Raw genomic sequence first — 17,624 nt, 5'->3', positions numbered from 1 at the left:
GTCACCAGGTCCGTCCTGGGGGACACCCATCCGCGGGGCTGCCCCGTGTCCGCCATGAGTCGCCGGGTGCCGGCAGCGTCAGATGCCACTTTGTCAGGTCCTTCCCATGCTCACGCTGTTTCGGCGCTGAGGGTCTGCGCCACGGGCCGGCGGGCCGCCAGGCGTGCGGGCAGGGCGGTGAGGGCCGCTGTCGCCAGGAGAGTCGCGAGTACGGCGCCGAGCAGCCAGGGGGAGGGGGGATCCGCCGCATTATCGGCGGCGAAGAGCGAGAGCAGGCCGTTGCCCAGAGGGACGCCGATGACGGCGCCGGGCAGGCTGGGCAGGAGCTGGGCGGTGGACAGTCCCGCGGCGATCTGTCCGGGGGTGGCGCCGAGCGTACGTGCGATGGCCATGTTCGCCCGGGCCTCCATGGCGGTGGTCCAGGTGAACGTGATGGTGTTCACGACGGCGAGTGCGATCAGCAGGACGGTGACGGCGAGCATCAGCCGGCGGTCGTGCTCGCCGCGCAGGTTGGGCAGGGCGGAGGAGCCGTCCAGGCCGTAGCCTCTCTCCGGCTGGGCGTAGAGGGTCAGCAGGGCGACGATCGCGATCACCGTGGTGGCGGTGGAGCACGCCTGCAGTACGGCGCGGCCCGGCCGGCGGGCGGTCAGCCGTAGCCCGAGCAGCAGCGGCGTGGGCAGCAGCGCGGACATCGCGGCGAGCCAGGGCCGGTGACGGGGCTGGTGCGCGGTGGTGGTCAGCGCCGTGACGGTCGCCGTACGCATGGCCCGCAGGGTGGGACGCAGCGTGGACAGCACCGCCACCGCCATGGCGAGGACGGTCGCCGCGGCGACGGTGGCGCCGGTCAGCCCGACAGCGTCGCCGATCCGGCTGGCCGTGGGGCTGGCGATGGCGGGCACGGTCAGGCGGGCGATCACCAGCCCCAGCGCGTCGCCGGCCAGCGCCAGCGCCAGGTACTCGGTGAGCAGGACGGCGGCGATCAGACCCGGGGTGGCGCCGACGGCCTTGAGCAGCCCGGCCCGGCGTGTCTGCTCGACGGCGCGTCCCGCGGCCAGCGCCGCCACTCCGGTGATGGCCAGGAAGCCGAGCAGCCAGCTGCCGACGACCAGGATCGGCTGGGTGTCCTTGAGGATGACCATGTCCTGCTCGGCCGTGAACTGCCAGGTATGGAAGTTCACCGGGAGGGTGGAGTCGCGGTTGGCGTCCAGGAAGGCCTGCGCCGTGGCGGGGTCACGCAGCTTGACGTCCAGGGCCAAGGCCACCGGGAGATCTTGGGACGACGCCAGGGCCCGGGTATCTGCTCGGGTCATCCAGGCCAGGCCGCTGGCGTCGCTGGGACCACCGCCCGGCCCGATCTGCGCCGCCCAGGGGTAGATGGAGGTGGCCGCGGTCACGGCGATCCCGACGACGGGGTACGGGCGGCCGGCGATGGTGACGCGGTCGCCGACGTCGACGCCCAGCGCGGTGGCGAAGCCGCGTTCGAGGACCGTGCCGCCGGAGCGTACCCACTGACCCGAGGTCAGCAGCGGCCGGTTGACCGCGCCGGGCGTCTGGCTGAAACCTTGCACCACCACCGGGGACGAGATGGAGTCGCGCGTGGTGAGGTCGGCGTAGACGATGCGGTAGGGGCCATGGTGGGCGATGACGTCGGGCTCGTTCGCCAGCGAGGTCAGGGCTGAGGTCACGGTGGGGCCGGTGCCGCCGGAGAGTGCCACCACGTCCGGCCCGGCGGTGGCGGCGCGGGTCTGCTCGTACAGCGCGTCGCTCACGCCGCGCAGGGACAGGCCCAGTGCCATCGTGGCGGTGGCCACGGTCACCGCGAGCAGGAGCATCGCGGCCTGCGCCTGGTGCCGGCGGACGTCAGCCAGGACGAGGCGGACGACGAGCACGAGGGATCCCATGACGTTCAGCCCTCCAGCCCGATCAGCCCGCCGAGCCCGCGCGTGGGGGAGCCGGCCAGCCGCGTGTCGTCGACGAACATCCCGTCGCGCATCGAGACCAGCCGGTCCGCGGTGGCCGCGACCCGCTCGTCGTGCGTGACGATCACCAGCGTCTGTCCCGCCGTACGCAGCTCTTCGAAGATCCGCAGCACCTCGAGGGTCGCCGTGGTGTCGAGGTTGCCGGTCGGTTCGTCGGCCAGGACGACCAGCGGTTCGTTGACCAGCGCGCGGGCGACGGCGACCCGCTGACGCTGCCCGCCCGACAGCTGCGACGGCAGGTGCCGGGCACGGTCGGCGAGCCCGACCCGTTCCAGCAGCAGGCTCGTGCGCCGTCTGGCCTGGCGGCGCGAGCGCCCCGCCAGCAGCGCGGGCAGCTCCACGTTCTCGGCCGCCGACAGCTCCTCCACCAGATGGAAGCCCTGGAAGATGAACCCCACCGATCGGCGCCGCATGCGCGCCAGAGCCCGCTCGCTCAGCGTGTCGACGCGCCGCCCGGCCACCCACACCTCGCCGTCGGTGGGCCGTTCCAGGCCGCCCAGCAGGTGCAGCAGGGTCGATTTCCCGCAGCCGCTGGGCCCCATGACGGCCAGCGTCTGCCCCTCGGGCACCTCCAGGTCGACCTCGTCCACCGCGCGGACCCGGCTCTGCCCCTGACCGTGCGTCTTCACCAGGCCGCAGGCCCGGACCGCGGCGCTTGACACGTTCATCCACCCTCGACTTCGTCATCGGCCTTCGACCAGGCCCGCTCACAGGCATCCAGCCAGCGCAGGTCCGCCTGCAACCGCAGCACGACCCCTTCCAGCAGCAGGCCGGCGCCCGATCCCGCCGGCTCGGCCAGCGCCGCCCGCTGCGCCTCACGCAAGCGGCGCAGCAGCTCACGGCGCTGCGCCGCCACCAGCTCCACCGGGTCGGCCAGCCGGGCCGCGGCGGCAGCGGCGAGCTTGAGATGGAACTCCGCCAGGTCCGGTTTCGGCCAGCCCACCTCGGCCAGCCAGGCGGTCACCCGCTCCTGCCCGGCCGGCGTCAGCGCGTAGACCTTGCGCTCCGGCCGCTCGGGCAGGCCGTCGGCCCGCTCACAGACGACGAGCCCCGCTCGCTCCAACCGGGCCAACGTCACATAGATCTGACCGCGGTTCATCGACTCGCCCAGTGGGCCGAGACTGCGCCGCAGCCGAGCGTGCAAGTCGTACCCGTGCGACGGCTCCTTGGCGAGCATCGCCAGCACTGCGTCCTGCATGACACCCCCTAACGGTTGGCTAATAGATAGCGGTTACCCATGAGAGGTGTCAAAACGCGATATATGGCCATCTTGTGGACCGGCCCACCATCAGCAGAGGGACGGAGGGAAAGGCAGAGGCCGCGCCGGGCCGCCATTCTCGACAAGGCCGCGGTCTGACAACGGCCGGGCACGGCTCGGTGGTCGGGCCGCACGGCCCGACCACCGATACCGTCAGTTGGGCGAAAGTGCATGGTTCATTCCGGTTTTGCCCTTGGGCATAGGGTGGGCGGCATGGCGCTGCGACTTGTTCAGGTGAATTTCAAAGCTCGGGATGACTCGGCGCTCGGCCGGTTCTGGGCGGAGGCGCTCAACTGGGAAGTTTCCAGCGAGGGGCCCGGTGTGACCAACGTCGAACCGGTGGATTTCGTCTGGCCGGACCCCACCGCCGTCTGCGTCGATGTGGTCACCGTCCCGGACCCCCAAACGGTGAAGTACCGTGTGCACATCGATCTTGCCACCACCTCTGTGGCCCATCAGGCGGAGCTGGTCGCGCGTCTGAAGGAGCTCGGCGCGACGCCTGCCGATGCGGGCCAGGGCGACGTCCCGTGGGTCGTCCTCGCCGACCCGGAGGGCAACGTGTTCTGCGTCCTGGAGCCTCGGGAGATCTACCGGGACACCGGGCCGATCGCCGCGGTGGTGGTCGACTGTACGGATCCGCGGGCCATGGCCCGGTTCTGGGGCGAGGCGATGGACTGGACCCTGCACGAGGTGACCGACGATCATGCGCGGCTGCGCTCCGCCAAGGGGGTCGGGCCGTACCTGGAGTTCCTCCGCACACCCGTGAAGAACGTGTGGACCCGCGTCCATCTCGACCTGCTGCCGTACCCCGGTGACGATCAGGCGGCGGAGGTGGCGCGGCTGCGGGCGCTCGGCGCGACGCTCGCCGATGTGGGCCAGGGCGACGTCCCGTGGGTCGTCCTCGCCGACCCGGAGGGCAACGAGTTCTGCGTCCTCGGCCCGGCCTGAGGCGGAGCCTCCCGCCTGGGCCGGGGTGCCGAGCTCATGCCTGAGGAGCCGCGTGCGAGAGGTAAGGGGATTACCGCACCGATCTCCAGCTATTGCATAGGAAGCTTTCCTATTTAATACTGCGATCAATGCTGCGTATCGCGATGCGCGCGCTGCTCCATCATGCTCCAGCTGCGCGTGACGCCCTACCCCACCGGCTCGGCGCCTTACTACCGGAGGTCCCCGTGACTCGTCGTCTCCCTGCCTTCTTCACCGCCCTGCTCGCCTGTCTCGGCGCGCTGTCCATCTCCGCCGCACCAGCGCAGGCGGCAGTCGTGGAGGCGACCTACAGCCCGACCTCGCTCGGCGATTACTGCTCCGCCAAGGTCAACGCCTCCTCCACCATCGGCTTCTACAACGGCAGCCTGAGCTGCTACCGCTGGAGCACCGGCGGCTCCGGCATGACCTACACCGGCAGCGGAAGCGCCTCCGCCGCGTGCGCGTACTTCAACCCCACCTACACCTACCTCGGCTATGCACAGGGTGCCAGTCAGGCGCTGACCTGTAGGTACGCGGTCTGAGCTACGTCAGGCGCCGCCCTTCTCGGGGGCGGCGCCGGACGGTCCGCCGCGCTTTCAGCTGGTGGCGCCCCAGGTGAGAGAGAGGCCGGTGGCGGCGCGTTCGGTGCGGATCTCCATCATGCTGCCGAGGATGGTGGCATGGTCGGACACCACGGGCGTGGCGTCGAGCGTGTAGGTGATCCGGCTGCTGACGAGCACCGGACTGCCCTGCGACTCGTGGAGGTGGCGGGCGGCGGCGGGGTCGAGCAGACCGGGCCGGACCACCTCGGCCGCCCGCGCGACCGTCACTCCCGCGTCGGCGAGCGCCGTGTAGAGGGAGACGGCGGTGAAGTCGCGGTCGCGGATCCGGTCGGCCACCGGCCGGCGAACCCAGGACACCTGGTGTACGGCGGGACGTCCCGCGAACTCGCGGACCCGCTCCAGCCGCAGGGCGGTGTCGCCGGGACGCAGCCGCAGCTCCGCCGCGATCCGGGCGGGGGCCCGGCGCACCGCCCGCCCGGCCACCACGGTACGCACGTCGTGGCCCTGTTTACGCAGATCGTCGACCAGGCTGCGGAGCGAGTCGAGCTGGTACGCCAGGTGGGGCGGGGCGACGAACGTACCCCTGCCGGGCTGCTGCACGATCAGCCGCTGGTCGCTGAGCTCCCGCAACGCCTGACGCAGCGTCATGAGGGTCACCCCGTAGGAGGCGCTCAGCTCCCGTTGCGGCGGCAGGGCCGCACCGGGGGCGTAGTGCCCCGACCGGATCTTCGCGGCGAGGTCGGCGGCGATGGCGCGGTATCTCGCCTCGTGCCCGGCGTCGGAGGTCATCGTGGTCGGTCACACTCCTGGTCGAGGGCTTGCCGCAGGGTCGCGAGGAAGGCCCGCAGGTCGTCCGGCCCAGCCCCGTCGAGCACCCGCCGCATGACCGCGGCGCCGACCACCACGCCGTCGGCGTGCCGGCGGGCTTCGCGTGCCTGGTCCGGGGTGGAAATGCCAAATCCTAGCAAGACCGGCCGGTCGGTGACGCGCCTGACCCGCTCGGTGAGCTCCGCCGCCGAAGCGGCGAGGGCGGCCCGTTCACCGGTGGTGCCCATCACCGACACCGCGTAGACGAATCCGCGGCTGCGGCACGAGATCTCCGCCAGCCGCGGCTGCGGCGTCGCCGGCGACGCCAGCAGGGCCAGCTCGATCTCGGCGGCGGCGGCCACGTCCGTCAGCTCGTCCGCCTCGTGCACCGGCAGGTCGGGCACGATCAGGCCGCCGACGCCGGCCCGGCGCAGCGCGGCGCAGAACGCCTCGGGACCGTCGTGCAGCACCAGGTTGTAGTAGGTGCTGACGACCAGCGGCACACCCACGTCCGGCATGCCGGACAGGTCGGCGAGGATCCGGCGGGTACTCGCTCCCCGGGCCAGTGCCGTGCCGCTGGCCTGCTGGATGGTGACGCCGTCCAGCGTGGGGTCGGAGAAGGGCAGGCCGACCTCGATCGCGTCCGCCCCGGCGGCGGCGAACGCCCGCAGGTAGTCCGTCCAGCCGGGCGTGATCCCCCCGGTGACGTACGGCATGAGCAGGCCGTGGCCGGTGTCCCGGCGGGCACGCAGGTGGCGTTCGACCGCGCCCGCGGCCAGGGTGGGGTTCGTCACAGCAGCTCCTTCAGGGTTGAGACGTCCTTGTCTCCCCGGCCGGACAACGTCATCAGCACCGTCGATCCCGCGGGCAGGTCGCCGGTGTCCGCCGCGCGGATCACCCAGGCGAGGGCGTGCGCCGATTCGAGCGCCGGGAGGATGCCTTCGGTACGCGCCAGCCGTACCGCCGCGCCGATCGCCTCGTCGTCGGTCACCGTGACGTAGCGGGCCCGGCCCAGGTCGCGCAGGTGGGCGTGCTCCGGGCCGACTCCCGGGTAGTCGAGCCCGGCGGCGAGGGATTGCGCCTCGGTGATCTGCCCGTCGTCGTCCTGCAGGAACAGCGAGCGGCAGCCGTGCAGGACGCCGAGCCGGCCGCGGGCCGCCCCGGCGCCGCCCTCCGCCTCGACACCGACCAGGCGCGCCGGGGTGTCGGCGAATCCGGCGAACGTGCCGGCCGCGTTGGACCCGCCGCCGACGCACGCGACCACGTAGTCCGGGACGCCGGTCGGTAGCTCGGCGGCGCACTGCCCGCGGGCCTCGTCGCCGATGACCCGCTGGAACTCCCTGACCATCCATGGGTACGGATCCGGCCCGACGACCGAGCCGATGCAGTAGTGGGAGTCGCCGGTCGCGCCCACCCAGTGCCGCATGGCCTCGCTGGTCGCGTCCTTGAGGGTACGGCTGCCCGTGGTCACCGGAATCACCTCGGCGCCCAGCATGCGCATCCGGAAGACGTTCAGCGCCTGCCGCTCGATGTCGCGCTCGCCCATGAACACCGTGGCTTCCAGCCCGAGCAGCGCGGCGGCGGTCGCGGTGGCCACCCCGTGCTGGCCCGCTCCCGTCTCGGCGATCAGCCTGCGCCGTCCCATCCGGGTGGCCAGCAGGGCCTGGCCCAGCACGTTGTTGATCTTGTGGGATCCGGTGTGGGTGAGATCCTCGCGCTTGAGGTACAGCTGCACGCCGAGCGCCTCCGACAGCCGGCCGGCCGGTGTGAGCGGGGTCGGCCGCCCGGCGTGCACGGCGAGCAGTCGCGCCAGGGCGCCGCGGAACCCCGGATCCACCCAGGCCTCCCGGAACGCCTCGTCCACCTCGCGGCAGGCCTCCACCAGGGACTCCGGCGCGTACCGTCCGCCGTACTCGCCGAATCGGCCCCGCGCTCGGGGCTCGCCCATCGTCCCGTCCGGCGGGACCGGCTCTCGCCACGGCAACAGATGTCGCATGCCATGCTCCAATCGTTCTATAACTTTGTGATGAGTTCTAGAACAGTGAGTGTGGCATAGGCGGCGTGGACGCGCCACCACCGGTGCTCGGCACGGCAGCCAGGAGGGCCTTCGACCGCGAATCGCCGCACGAGCCTGCGGATCAGTCCTCAGCGCCTGGCGCCCAGAGGTCCTGGGGTCCAGGCCGAAGACGGCGGCGAGGTGGAGAGGGTCGGGGCCGTGGGTGAGGGCTTCTTCGAGCTGCCGGTCGCAGGCGGCCGGCGGTTGGGAACTCGGGGGCTATTTCTTATCCGGGGAAGAAGCCCTGGGCCAGGGGCCGCAACGGTGAGAGGACTCAGGGAACACCGGCGTTATCGCTTGACTGGATGCTGTTCTCACCCCTCGGGGTTTCTCCCGATCAGCGCCTGCACTGCCCGACCGGCCAGCGCACGGGTCTCCGATTCGGGATGCCGGCGATAGAGGGCGACCAGCTCATCCAGGAAATGGAGCCAGCCAGTCAGGCCGGCCGCCTCGATCGCGGCCAGCGTCAGGTTGTCGTCTGAACTGTGCAAGGCCTGCCGGATGAGGGCGATCGACTCCTGATCCGGTTCCTCGGCTGCGATGGCCATCCGTACCAGTGCGCCGTGATCCGATTCCGTTCGTTCTCGTGCACGAGACCGAAGATCTTCGAAACTCGCCACGGGCAGCCGCATCTTCAGAAAGGCGGCCATCCGGTCCAGTGTTTCGTCCGGAGCAGTGAGCATGAGGTAGTCCACCGGCGTTTTGCTGTCGTTCGCCACGGACAGCCACACGGTCCCCTCCGGGTCCCGGTACCGATGCTCGATCACATGCGCGGTGCGCGGTACCAGCGCGTCGTAGGTGAGGTCGATTCCCTCCTGCTCCTCGAGCTCCACCAATAGATCATCAATGTCGTTCACAAGGTCAGGCCCCTGCACCGGAGGGGCCAACACCAGGTACGAGTCCGCCACCATCGCCGAAGTCCCATCGGTCGCCGTCCATGAGCACTGCGTCATGCTGTCAGGCCGAATATCATCCCGCATCCGAATCCACGACGGGCGTGGCCCCTGCCCCCTCCAGGGGCCAGGTGACTCGGGACGTTGAGGGGCCATGGGCGGGGACGTCCTACCGCGCGGGGTGGAGCTGGTCGCGATGAAATCGTTGCCCGAGGAACTCGCGCGGCAGGAGCCGGCGACCCCTGGGTATTGACTCCCGCAACGATCTCTTCGGTCTTTTCGGCCTGGTGGTCGACGGAGGTCTCGACACGCGACGCAAGGATCTCGCCGCCCATGGCTGTCCCCGCGTTCCTCGATCCCAGGACGCCGGGATGGCGGGGAGCCGGCTCCCGGCAAGTGATCGTCAAGCGTTCTCCAACCACGGCCCCTTATGTTGCGGGCATGCCTAACGTCGGTTTGGTCGAGATCATCATCATGTTTCTCATCCCCCTGGCGGCTCTCTGGGTCGTCATCTACACCGCTGTACGGGCGGCGATCCGCCACAGCAGGTGACACCCTGGCCGATGTCCCCGGCGCGCAGCTCCTCGGCCAGGTAGGCGAACATCAGCGTCTTGACCGCCGCCTCCGGACAAGAGGGAGCCACCGGCCCAGCGAAGGCATTCGGCTCACACGCCGTCATCAATCGACGGGACACCCGATAGGCCGTCCGCTCCACCGATGTCACCGCACACGCATATCAAAGAAATGCGTTCCGCCTGTCAGAAGTTCCAAGCCGACCTGCCCCCGAAGAGTTGTTTGTCCAGCACGCCGTACGCGTGCTGGACAACTTCGGGACCGCTAGACCAGGGGATACGGCTTACCGATTCACCCGACGAAGGGAATCGACATGGAACGACAGTCCCGCAGGAAGCTCGCGAGCGGTCTGGGCCTTGTGACGGCAGCCATGTTCGCCACCGCTGTCATCACCTCCGTACCCGGCTTGTCGTACGCCTCGACCGCGAGCACCTCGTCGAGCAGCGCGACCGCCACGCTCTTCGCCCCGAACCGATGCCACCTCAGGACAGAGGCCAACCCGAACAGCGTGTGGGTGCCCCCGAACTACGAAAGCTGCTACGACTGCTTGAACAGAGCGGCCTACCTGCACTCACAAACCGGCATCGACTACTACTGCACCTACAACCCAAGCAATGGCAAGACCGACCGGCACTACGACCTGTAAGGCCGGATCCAGCCCAGTCCCAGGCTGTCGCCGGCTACCCGGGCGTAAATCGCGTTGGAGCCGCCCGTCTACCCTAGGGGGCAGGACGGGCGGTTCATCGCGTAATCACCCCCCGATGGCTATAGTCGATTCCGGTTGTCAAGCGGCGATCTTCGCAGAATGACAACCGGCGATCGTTCGGCCATGGGGGCGGGTTCATGGGACGACCGGAACGGCCGCTTGACCCTGACGCGGGCCCGTTACAGCGGTTCGCGCACGAGCTGAGACAGTTACGCGCCGGGGCCTCTCGCTCCAGCTACCGCGAACTGTCCAGGCGCGCGCACTACTCGGTGACCGCACTGTCCGAGGCGGCAGGTGGGGGGATCTTTCCCACGCTGGCGGTCACGTTGGCCTACGTCGAGGCCTGCGGCGGTGACACCAAGGCCTGGGAGAAACTCTGGCGAGAGGTCGCCGCGGAGCTGGCCGCCGCCGACGCCGGCGCGGAGGATCAGATGGACCAGGATGCGCCCTACCTCGGCCTGGTCACCTTCGATCCTGACGACGCGGACCGGTTCTTCGGCCGGCGCGAGCTGGTGAACGAACTGTCCGCGCGATTACGCGACACGTCCCTGCTCGCGGTGTTCGGCGCCTCAGGAAGCGGCAAGTCCTCCCTGCTTCGAGCCGGCCTGCTCCCGGCGTTGCGGGACAGCGCCGCCTCGGAAGGCCAGGACCGCCCGACGCTCCTTCTCACGCCAGGCGCGCACCCCTTGGACGAACTCGCGGTGGGCCTGGCCAGCCTCAGCGGAACCTCCGCCCCCTCCCTGTACGCCGACCTGGTGGCCAACCCTTCGAACGTCCGGCTGGCGATCGGTCAGATACTGGCGGGCAGGCCCAAGAGCGCGCGCATCGTGATCGTCGTCGACCAGTTCGAGGAGGTCTTCAGCCTCTGCGACGACCAGAAGGAGAGAACCCTCTTCCTGGACTCGCTGCTCGCCGCGGCGGAGGAGACCAACGATCGAGCCCGCGTCGTCCTGGGAATCCGCGCGGACTTCTACGCCCGCTGCGCCGAACACCCGCCGCTGGTGGCCATGCTGCGCGACCGGCACCTGCTGATCGGTCCCATGGAGGACGACGACCTCCGACAGGTGATCATCGGCCCGGCGCTCCGGGCAGAGCTCAAGGTCGAGCGGGCGCTCGTCGAGACCATCCTCAGCGACGCACGAGGTGAGCCCGGCGCGCTGCCGCTGATCTCCCACGCCCTGCTGGAGACGTGGAAGCGCCGCAAAAGCGGCACGTTGACGCTGGCGGGGTACCGGGAAGCAGGAGGTATCCAGGGCGCCATCGCGCAGACCGCCGAGCAGATCTACGACGGGCTCGACGCCGGTGAGCGAGATCTGGCCAGGAACGCGTTCCTCCGCCTGACGGCGCTGGGGCAGGGAACCGAGGACACGCGCAGGCGCGTCCCGCCGGAGGAACTGCTGGCGGGGCCGGACGGGGCGGCGATGAAGGCCGTACTGTCCCGGCTGACGGCGGCGCGGCTGCTCACCGTCGACGAGGACAGCGTCCAGGTGGCTCACGAGGCGGTGATCCGTTCCTGGCCGAGGCTGCGGGGCTGGCTCGCCGAAGACCGGGAACTCGTCCGGCTCCAGCGGCGGCTCACCGACGCCGCCACCGAGTGGGAGCAGCACGGGCGCGAGGACGAGCTGCTGTACCGGGGAACGCGGCTGGCGGCCTGGGAGGACCGCGCGCTCGACCGGCTCAACGACCTGGAACACGCGTTCCTGGCAGCCAGCAGGGTACGCGCGCGCCGGGAGCGGGCGGCAGCGGGCCGTCGGGTGCGCGCGGCTCTGATCAGCCTGGTGGCGGTGGCGACCGTGGTCGGAGCGCTGGCCGTGATGGCGCTGGTGAACGCGAACCGGGCGGAGAAGGAGCGAGATCTCGCGTACTCCCGCCAGTTGGCGGCGAACGCGCGTGGCCAGCTCCAGCTGGACCCGCAGCTCGGACTGCTGCTGGCCCGGCGGGCATACGCGGTCAGCCCGACGGAGGAGGCCACGGCGGTGCTCCGGCAGGCCACCGTCGACTCGCGGATCCGGCTCATCGTGCCCCTCGCTGGGGGCAAGGTCTGCGGCGTCGCGTTCAGCCCGGACGGGCGGCATCTGGCCGCCGGCAGCGGGGACGGCACCGTACGGGTCTGGCAGGTGTCCGCACAGGGGCTGCCCACCGGCGATCCGGTGGTGCTGCACGACCATGCCGGTGAGGCGTGGAACCCCGTGTTCAGCACGGAGGGACGCTACGTGGCGACAGGCGGCATCGACGGAACGGTCAGCGTGTCCGACTGGGCCGGCGGTGGCGGTCCGCTGGTGCTGCGCGGCCACCGTGGTCCGGTGTGGGGCGTCTCGTTCAGCCCCGACGGGCGACGTCTGGCAAGTGCCGGGGACGACGGCACGGTGCGGATCTGGAAAGCGCCGGATGGCGGCAGGTGGACCGGCGGCTCGGCTGCAGGAGGCGGTGCTCCCCAGGTGCTGCGCGGCCACGATGGGCGGGCTCTGCAGGTCGTGTTCAGCCCGGACGGGCGGAGACTGGCCAGCAGCGGCGGCGACGGCACCGTAAGGATCTGGGACCCGGCCGGCAAGGCGGAAACGGTCGTGCTGCGCGGCCACGAGAATTCCGTGGAAGGACTGCAGTACAGCCCGGACGGGCGGAACCTGGTCAGCGGCAGTACCGATGGCACGGTGCGGGTGTGGGACGTGACCGGACAGCACGCACCGGCAGTGCTGCGCGGGCACGACGGCACGGTGGAGGGTGCGGCGGTCAGCCGCGACGGCCGGAGGATCGCCAGCGTGGGCAACGACGGCACGGTCCGGATCTGGAACATGGCCAGCAACATCGACCCGCTCGTTCTGCGCGGCCATCGTGGTACGACGTGGAACGCGTCGTTCAGCCCGGACGGGCGCACGCTGGCGAGCGCGAGCGATGACGGGACGATGCGGCTGTGGGACGTGGCGTACACCGGTGACGCGGTGATCCTGCGAGGTCATAGCGGGGGGACCGTGTACGACGCGGCGTTCAGCCCGGACGGGCGACGCGTCGCCAGCGCCGGTATCGACGGCACGATCCGCGTCCGGAACATCGACGGCAGCGGTGACACGCTGGTGCTGCGCGGCCACAAGGCGGACGTCCTCGGAGTCGCCTTCAGCCCGGACGGGCGGCGACTGGCGAGCACAGGCGCTGACAGCACGGTACGGATCTGGCACGCCGACGGGACCGGCCAGACCGTCGTGTTGCGCGGCCACAGGGGAAACGTGTGGAACGCCGCCTTCAGCCCGGACGGCACGCGGGTGGTCAGCGGAGGTGACGACGGCACCGTACGGGTCTGGCACACGGACGGGACCGGAGCGCCGGTCGTCATGGACAGCCCCCAGCGCCAGGTCCGGTATGTCGGGTTCAGCCCCGACGGGCGGCGAGTGGCGAGCGCAGGCGTGGACGGCACGATCCTGATCCAGAACGCCGACGGGACCGGTCGACCTGTGATGCTGCGCGGCCACCAAGGCCTGGTGTGGTGCCTCGCCTTCGACTCGGACGGGCGGCGGCTGGTCAGCGGAGGCAACGACGGCACGATCCGCATCTGGAACACCGACGGGACCGGCGACCCGATCGTCCTGCGCGGCCATCAGGGCGTGGTGTGGAGCGTCGGCTTCAGCCCGGACCGGCAGCAGGTCATCAGCAGTGGCAATGACAACACCGTGCGGATCTGGAGGCCGCCCGAGGGCCGCGAGCCAGTGGTCTTCAGCGGCTCCGGGACCACGGTCAATTCCGTGAAGTTCAGCCCGGACGGGTGGCAACTGCTCTCGACCTACGACGACGCCACGGTACGGATCTGGCACTGCGAGGTATGCGGTCCCATGCAGCAGGTCCAGGCACTCGCCGCCAAGCGCACCATCCGCGAACTGACCCCCGAAGAACGCAGGATCTACCTCGAACCATCCCCTTGACCTCGGCTGTTCAGAACCGCATCCGACCGAGCACTCTTCGTGAAGGAGTTTTCGTGGGATTCCTCCGCCGGTGTATCGCTGTGTGTTTCGCGTCAACACTCATCATTGCCGTCGCGCCGAGCACTGCTGCCCTCGCTGTCCCCCCGCAGCCCATACTCAATGGAGCTGGAGCCACCGCCATCGCTTTCAGGTACGGCGTTGACCTGTGGTTCGCCTACAACCTCGACAGCGATCCCATCGGGAGTTGGACGACCTCGGATGTGCCTGGACCAGGCGCCTACTCAGACCCCACCATCGCGCCGCGGCGCTGAAAGGGCCGGTCCCGGCCGACGTCCCGCTTCTGATCGTCTTCAGCGCCGGTGTCAGCCTCCCTCTGCTCATCCGGCGCGTGCTGCCGTTGGCCGCCGCGGTGACGTCCGCGGTGATCGTGCTGGCCGGGATGGCGCAACTGCACCGCTGGGAGGGGGATGCTGGTCACGATGGCCCTGTTCTGCGCGGCCGTCTACCACCGGCCGCGGCGTCCGGGCCTGGTGCTGGCGGTCTCCTCGTGCTGGGTTCTCGGCACCCTGGCGGTGCTGGGGGGCGACGGCGTCCCGGAGCCGACCAGCATAGTGATCATGAGCATCGCGCCCGTGGCCACCGGCTACGCGCTGCGGCTGCACCGGGATCGGGCCGACCAGTCGCTGCGATTGCAGCGGGCCGAGGCTGAACGCGTACTGGCCGAGGAGCGTACCTGGCTGGCCAGGAACGTGCACGACAGCGTCGGCCACCACCTGACCGCGATCCGGCTGCAGGCCGCGGCGGCGCGGCGCGCGCCCGGCGACGCGCCCGCGAAGCAGGCCCTGCAGACGATCTCGGACCTGTCGCAGTCGGCGCTCACCGAGGTACGCGGCCTGCTGCGGACGCTCGACGAGCACCCGGCCGCCTGATCAGCCGCTTCGCCGCGCTGTCGCCGCGCCCCGCCACACCTGATTCGACCTGCTGACCCCGCGCGAACACCACGTGCTGCGCCTTCTGGCCCGCGGAATGAGCAACGGCGAGATAGCCGCCGCATGCACCATCGAGGAAGGCACGGTCAAAACGCACGTCAACCGGATTCTCACGAAACTCGGCCTCCGGACCCGCGTGCACGCCGCGATTTACGCCCACGAACACGGCCTTGTCACCCGCGATACACCTTGACCATCCGCCGGCTCGGGCCGCGCGCCGACTGTGCCGAAACCCTCGCCCGGCTGATCACCGTGGCCGGCCTGAGCCGTCCCGTCGATGCCCTGACCCCCTGCCCGGGGTCTGCGGTGCGTTGATGGTGGCTGTGATCAGCTCTCTTCGAGGACGTGCACCTGGGGGAGACCGCGGTGGCGGTGGTGGGCTTGGGCGATACCTGGAGAGTCGTCCCCGGGAAGAGCTCCCTCCGGCTGGTGGAGCTCGTGTTCAGGCTCTCGACGTGTGCTAGGAGTCGAACCCGATGTCGGTAACCCTTCCGCCTGGACCGACAGTGAGGCGTTCCCCCTCGCACCCGATTTCTCGCCAGAACGTGTGTGCGAACAATGTGTTGTTGATGACCGATCTGGCTGAGAGCGAGCTGGAGAGGCACGCGCGGTGACCGACCGTTTCCATGGGTGGACGTCGTACGAGCTCGCCTCGGCGACCGAACTGATCGTGCCGGCGGGACTCGTTCCCTTGATGGATCGTTTGACCGGGGGAGATCTCCCGGCCGAGCCGGTTGTCTTGCCATGGCACTTGCGGGACAACCAGCCTTCTTGACCTGATCGTTCGCACCAGACATGTCAAGCCATGACGGCCCGGGCGAACTGGGAAGCCGATGCTTCTCCGAGAGCCGGCGGTGGGAGCTGCCGTGATGCGTCGTGTCAGCCCTCTCCGGTCGCCGCCGCCACCCTGGCCGCCTCGGCGCTGTCGCGCAATGCGGTGGCGATCGGCTCGATGGACGCGGACAGCTGCCGGATCCGGTCCCGGCGCAGACGCATTTCTCGCCAGGAGGGAACCACCGTCTTGAGCTCGGCCGCCGCGGCAAGCGCCGCCAGGACGCGGACGTCCTCGTCCAGGTGCCCAATCGGCTGGCCGCCGCGGATGGCCCGGCCGACGCGCTCGGCCAGCCTGCGCGACAGGTACGCCTTGCGCGGCGTGATCCGCTCGACCGGGAACAGCAGGATCCGGCGCCGTTCCACGTTGATCATCCGGGCGGCCGCCAGTTCGTCGCGTACCACGCGGACCGCCTTGGCGGCGTCCTTCTGTACCCAACGCCGCCACGAGCGGGGCGGTGAGGTCGAGATCTGCTCCCAGACCACGGCCCGCAGGGAACCCGGCTCGGCGGCCGGGGCGGTGAGAGCTCGCGCCTTGCCCGCCTCGTCCGCCAGGTTGCCCGCCAGCAGCAGCTCGGCGAGGGTGGCCGCGCGCAGCAGGCAGCCCAGTTCGCCCCACTGAGGCAGCTTCTCCTTCCGCAGGTCGAAGGCCAGCAGGAAGGCCGATCGGGTCAGTGACTCACCCTGCTTCACTTGCGTCTCCATCCGCCCGCTCCTGTTCTTCTTCCTGATCTGTGCCGTCCTCCGGCGCCTTCCTCGGCCGTCCGCGAGGGCGCATCCGCCCCACCCCGTCGGGCAGGCGTCCGGCCTCGGACAGAGCCCTGCGCAGCAGGAACTCGATCTGGGAGTTCGTACTGCGCAGCTCGTCGGACGCCCACCTGGCCAGCGCGTCGTGAACCACCGGGTCCAGCCGCAGCAGGATCTTCTTCCGCTCCACGGTGATTACTGGTAGAGCGTGCCCGTGTTGACCACGGGCTGGGTGTCGCGGTCGCCGACCAGCACCACGAGCAGGTTGCTGACCATGGCCGCCTTGCGCTCCTCGTCCAGCTCGACCACGTCGTGCTCGGCGAGCCTGGCCAGGGCCATCTCCACCATGCCGACCGCCCCCTCGACGATCCGCTGCCGCGCCGCCACCACCGCGCCCGCCTGCTGGCGGCGCAGCATGGCGTGGGCGATCTCGGGCGCGTACGCCAGGTGGATGATGCGGGACTCGATGACCTTCACCCCGGCGGACGACACCCTGGCCGCGATCTCCGCAGACAGCCGCTCGTTGATCTCGTCGGCGTTGTCCCGCAGGGACAGCCTGGGCTCGCCGTGCGCGTCGTACGGGTAGGTGCCCGCGATGTGCCGCACGGCCGTCTCCGCCTGGATGGCCACGAACTCCACGAAGTCGTCCACCTCGAAGACCGCCTGCGCGGTGTCCTGCACCTGCCAGACCATCACGGTCGCGATCTGGATCGGGTTGCCGTCCGCGTCGTTGACCTTCGTCACGTCCGTCTCGTGGTTGCGGATCCTCGTGGACACCCGCCGGCGCACCGTGATCGGGTTGACCCACTGGAAGCCGGGAGTGCGCAGGGTGCCGACGTACCGGCCGAGCAGCTGCACCACCCTGGCCTCGCCCGGCGCCACCGCGGTGAGGCCGAAGTACATGAAGACCCCGAGCGGGATCATCAGGCCGCTCGCGATGACCACCCACATGCCGCCCTGCCCGGCCCCCGAGGCGAGCCTGACGATCCCCACGACGAGCAGCGCGATCCCGGCCAGGTCCAGCGCCGTCGCCACCCCCAGCATCACGAACCCGTTGGCCGCCCGCACCGGGCGCTCGCTCGTGCGCGGTGCGGGCATGTCCACGACGGCGGCCTCAAGTGCGGCCTCGCCCGATGTGTTCGCCATCGTCCGTCCCTTCTACGCGACTCCATCCTGATAGCAAAGTGATATCACTTTTTCCGTTACTGTGGAAGGCCGGGTTTTCAGGGCCTCGCACTGACCCGCGCGGAGGTGGGGCGAGCGCGAGCGTCGCGCCTGCCGGCGCCTGCTCCGGGGCGTCAGATGAGAGCGTCCGGCAGCCGATGCAGGCCAGTGACTTGCAGGA

Annotated in this window: 16 protein-coding genes; 6 read left to right on the top strand and 10 right to left on the bottom strand. The window is 70.3% G+C overall.

Annotated elements, in window-relative coordinates; genetic code table 11:
- Nucleotides 1-110 precede the first annotated feature (110 nt).
- From ABD830_RS53800 to ABD830_RS53790, 3 genes are read right to left on the bottom strand one after another with little or no spacing between them, the layout of a single operon-like run.
- Nucleotides 111-1,901, bottom strand: coding sequence for an ABC transporter permease (locus tag ABD830_RS53800; protein ID WP_345003400.1), 1,791 nt, complete (start codon nt 1,899-1,901; stop codon nt 111-113).
- 5 nt (nt 1,902-1,906) lie between these two features.
- On the bottom strand, nt 1,907-2,647 hold the full coding sequence (locus tag ABD830_RS53795; protein WP_345003399.1) for an ABC transporter ATP-binding protein: 741 nt from the start codon (nt 2,645-2,647) through the stop codon (nt 1,907-1,909).
- Nucleotides 2,644-3,177, bottom strand: a complete 534-nt coding sequence (locus tag ABD830_RS53790) for a PadR family transcriptional regulator (protein WP_345003398.1) — start codon at nt 3,175-3,177, stop codon at nt 2,644-2,646. The genes ABD830_RS53795 and ABD830_RS53790 overlap by 4 nt, the downstream gene beginning before the upstream one ends.
- 273 nt (nt 3,178-3,450) lie before the next feature.
- On the opposite strand from ABD830_RS53790, the gene ABD830_RS53785 reads away from it, so the two are divergent.
- A complete protein-coding gene (locus ABD830_RS53785; RefSeq protein WP_345003397.1) occupies nt 3,451-4,185 on the top strand; it encodes a VOC family protein in 735 nt (244 codons plus the stop codon).
- Between the two features lie 224 nt (nt 4,186-4,409).
- Nucleotides 4,410-4,745: a hypothetical protein gene (locus ABD830_RS53780; RefSeq protein WP_345003396.1), complete on the top strand. Its 336-nt coding sequence runs from the start codon at nt 4,410-4,412 to the stop codon at nt 4,743-4,745.
- A gap of 54 nt (nt 4,746-4,799) precedes the next feature.
- Here the strand turns inward: ABD830_RS53780 and ABD830_RS53775 are convergent, their stop codons facing one another.
- The 4 genes from ABD830_RS53775 to ABD830_RS53760 all read right to left on the bottom strand — a co-directional run bounded on the left by ABD830_RS53775 (nt 4,800) and on the right by ABD830_RS53760 (nt 8,486).
- Nucleotides 4,800-5,555, bottom strand: a complete 756-nt coding sequence (locus tag ABD830_RS53775; RefSeq protein WP_345003395.1) for a GntR family transcriptional regulator — start codon at nt 5,553-5,555, stop codon at nt 4,800-4,802.
- Nucleotides 5,552-6,367: a tryptophan synthase subunit alpha gene (gene trpA / locus ABD830_RS53770; RefSeq protein ID WP_345003394.1), complete on the bottom strand. Its 816-nt coding sequence runs from the start codon at nt 6,365-6,367 to the stop codon at nt 5,552-5,554. The genes ABD830_RS53775 and trpA overlap by 4 nt, the downstream gene beginning before the upstream one ends.
- Nucleotides 6,364-7,569 (bottom strand): tryptophan synthase subunit beta, encoded by a 1,206-nt coding sequence (gene trpB, locus ABD830_RS53765; RefSeq protein ID WP_345003393.1) that lies wholly within the window; start codon nt 7,567-7,569, stop codon nt 6,364-6,366. The genes trpA and trpB overlap by 4 nt, the downstream gene beginning before the upstream one ends.
- 374 nt (nt 7,570-7,943) lie before the next feature.
- Nucleotides 7,944-8,486: a hypothetical protein gene (locus ABD830_RS53760; RefSeq protein ID WP_345003392.1), complete on the bottom strand. Its 543-nt coding sequence runs from the start codon at nt 8,484-8,486 to the stop codon at nt 7,944-7,946.
- A gap of 922 nt (nt 8,487-9,408) precedes the next feature.
- On the opposite strand from ABD830_RS53760, the gene ABD830_RS53755 reads away from it, so the two are divergent.
- The 4 genes from ABD830_RS53755 (at nt 9,409) to ABD830_RS53740 (ending at nt 14,894) form a co-directional block, all read left to right on the top strand.
- Nucleotides 9,409-9,741, top strand: coding sequence for a hypothetical protein (locus ABD830_RS53755; protein WP_345003391.1), 333 nt, complete (start codon nt 9,409-9,411; stop codon nt 9,739-9,741).
- Nucleotides 9,742-9,938: 197 nt separating this feature from the next.
- Complete coding sequence (locus ABD830_RS53750; RefSeq protein ID WP_345003389.1) at nt 9,939-13,712, top strand: nSTAND1 domain-containing NTPase; 3,774 nt, start codon at nt 9,939-9,941, stop codon at nt 13,710-13,712.
- 467 nt (nt 13,713-14,179) lie between these two features.
- The gene (locus ABD830_RS53745) at nt 14,180-14,641 is read left to right on the top strand and encodes a histidine kinase (RefSeq protein ID WP_345003388.1); all 462 of its coding nucleotides are present in this window, start codon (nt 14,180-14,182) and stop codon (nt 14,639-14,641) included.
- 49 nt (nt 14,642-14,690) lie between these two features.
- A complete protein-coding gene (locus tag ABD830_RS53740) occupies nt 14,691-14,894 on the top strand; it encodes a response regulator transcription factor (protein WP_425567283.1) in 204 nt (67 codons plus the stop codon).
- Nucleotides 14,895-15,580: 686 nt separating this feature from the next.
- Here the strand turns inward: ABD830_RS53740 and ABD830_RS53735 are convergent.
- The 3 genes from ABD830_RS53735 to ABD830_RS53725 are packed head-to-tail and all read right to left on the bottom strand — an operon-like array spanning nt 15,581 to nt 17,425.
- Nucleotides 15,581-16,237, bottom strand: a complete 657-nt coding sequence (locus tag ABD830_RS53735; protein ID WP_345003387.1) for a GPP34 family phosphoprotein — start codon at nt 16,235-16,237, stop codon at nt 15,581-15,583.
- Nucleotides 16,212-16,469, bottom strand: coding sequence for a type II toxin-antitoxin system antitoxin (locus ABD830_RS53730; protein ID WP_378520867.1), 258 nt, complete (start codon nt 16,467-16,469; stop codon nt 16,212-16,214). The genes ABD830_RS53735 and ABD830_RS53730 overlap by 26 nt, the downstream gene beginning before the upstream one ends.
- Before the next feature lie 5 nt (nt 16,470-16,474).
- Nucleotides 16,475-17,425: an SPFH domain-containing protein gene (locus tag ABD830_RS53725; RefSeq protein WP_345003386.1), complete on the bottom strand. Its 951-nt coding sequence runs from the start codon at nt 17,423-17,425 to the stop codon at nt 16,475-16,477.
- Nucleotides 17,426-17,624 lie beyond the last annotated feature (199 nt).

The organism is Nonomuraea helvata, from assembly GCF_039535785.1.
Classification (GTDB): Bacteria; Actinomycetota; Actinomycetes; order Streptosporangiales; family Streptosporangiaceae; genus Nonomuraea; species Nonomuraea helvata.
This window is presented reverse-complemented; position numbering and strand designations above follow the sequence as displayed.

What these genes read in the sequence shown, in the direction of transcription:
- ABD830_RS53750 (WP_345003389.1), top strand. Translation starts at nt 9,939, where the DNA reads ATGGGACGACCGGAACGGCCGCTTGACCCTGACGCGGGCCCGTTACAG.
- ABD830_RS53725 (WP_345003386.1), bottom strand. Translation starts at nt 17,425, where the DNA reads ATGGCGAACACATCGGGCGAGGCCGCACTTGAGGCCGCCGTCGTGGAC.
- ABD830_RS53755 (WP_345003391.1), top strand. Translation starts at nt 9,409, where the DNA reads ATGGAACGACAGTCCCGCAGGAAGCTCGCGAGCGGTCTGGGCCTTGTG.
- ABD830_RS53775 (WP_345003395.1), bottom strand. Translation starts at nt 5,555, where the DNA reads ATGACCTCCGACGCCGGGCACGAGGCGAGATACCGCGCCATCGCCGCC.
- ABD830_RS53800 (WP_345003400.1), bottom strand. Translation starts at nt 1,901, where the DNA reads ATGGGATCCCTCGTGCTCGTCGTCCGCCTCGTCCTGGCTGACGTCCGC.
- trpB (WP_345003393.1), bottom strand. Translation starts at nt 7,569, where the DNA reads ATGCGACATCTGTTGCCGTGGCGAGAGCCGGTCCCGCCGGACGGGACG.
- ABD830_RS53790 (WP_345003398.1), bottom strand. Translation starts at nt 3,177, where the DNA reads ATGCAGGACGCAGTGCTGGCGATGCTCGCCAAGGAGCCGTCGCACGGG.
- ABD830_RS53795 (WP_345003399.1), bottom strand. Translation starts at nt 2,647, where the DNA reads ATGAACGTGTCAAGCGCCGCGGTCCGGGCCTGCGGCCTGGTGAAGACG.
- ABD830_RS53745 (WP_345003388.1), top strand. Translation starts at nt 14,180, where the DNA reads ATGCTGGTCACGATGGCCCTGTTCTGCGCGGCCGTCTACCACCGGCCG.
- ABD830_RS53735 (WP_345003387.1), bottom strand. Translation starts at nt 16,237, where the DNA reads ATGGAGACGCAAGTGAAGCAGGGTGAGTCACTGACCCGATCGGCCTTC.
- ABD830_RS53785 (WP_345003397.1), top strand. Translation starts at nt 3,451, where the DNA reads ATGGCGCTGCGACTTGTTCAGGTGAATTTCAAAGCTCGGGATGACTCG.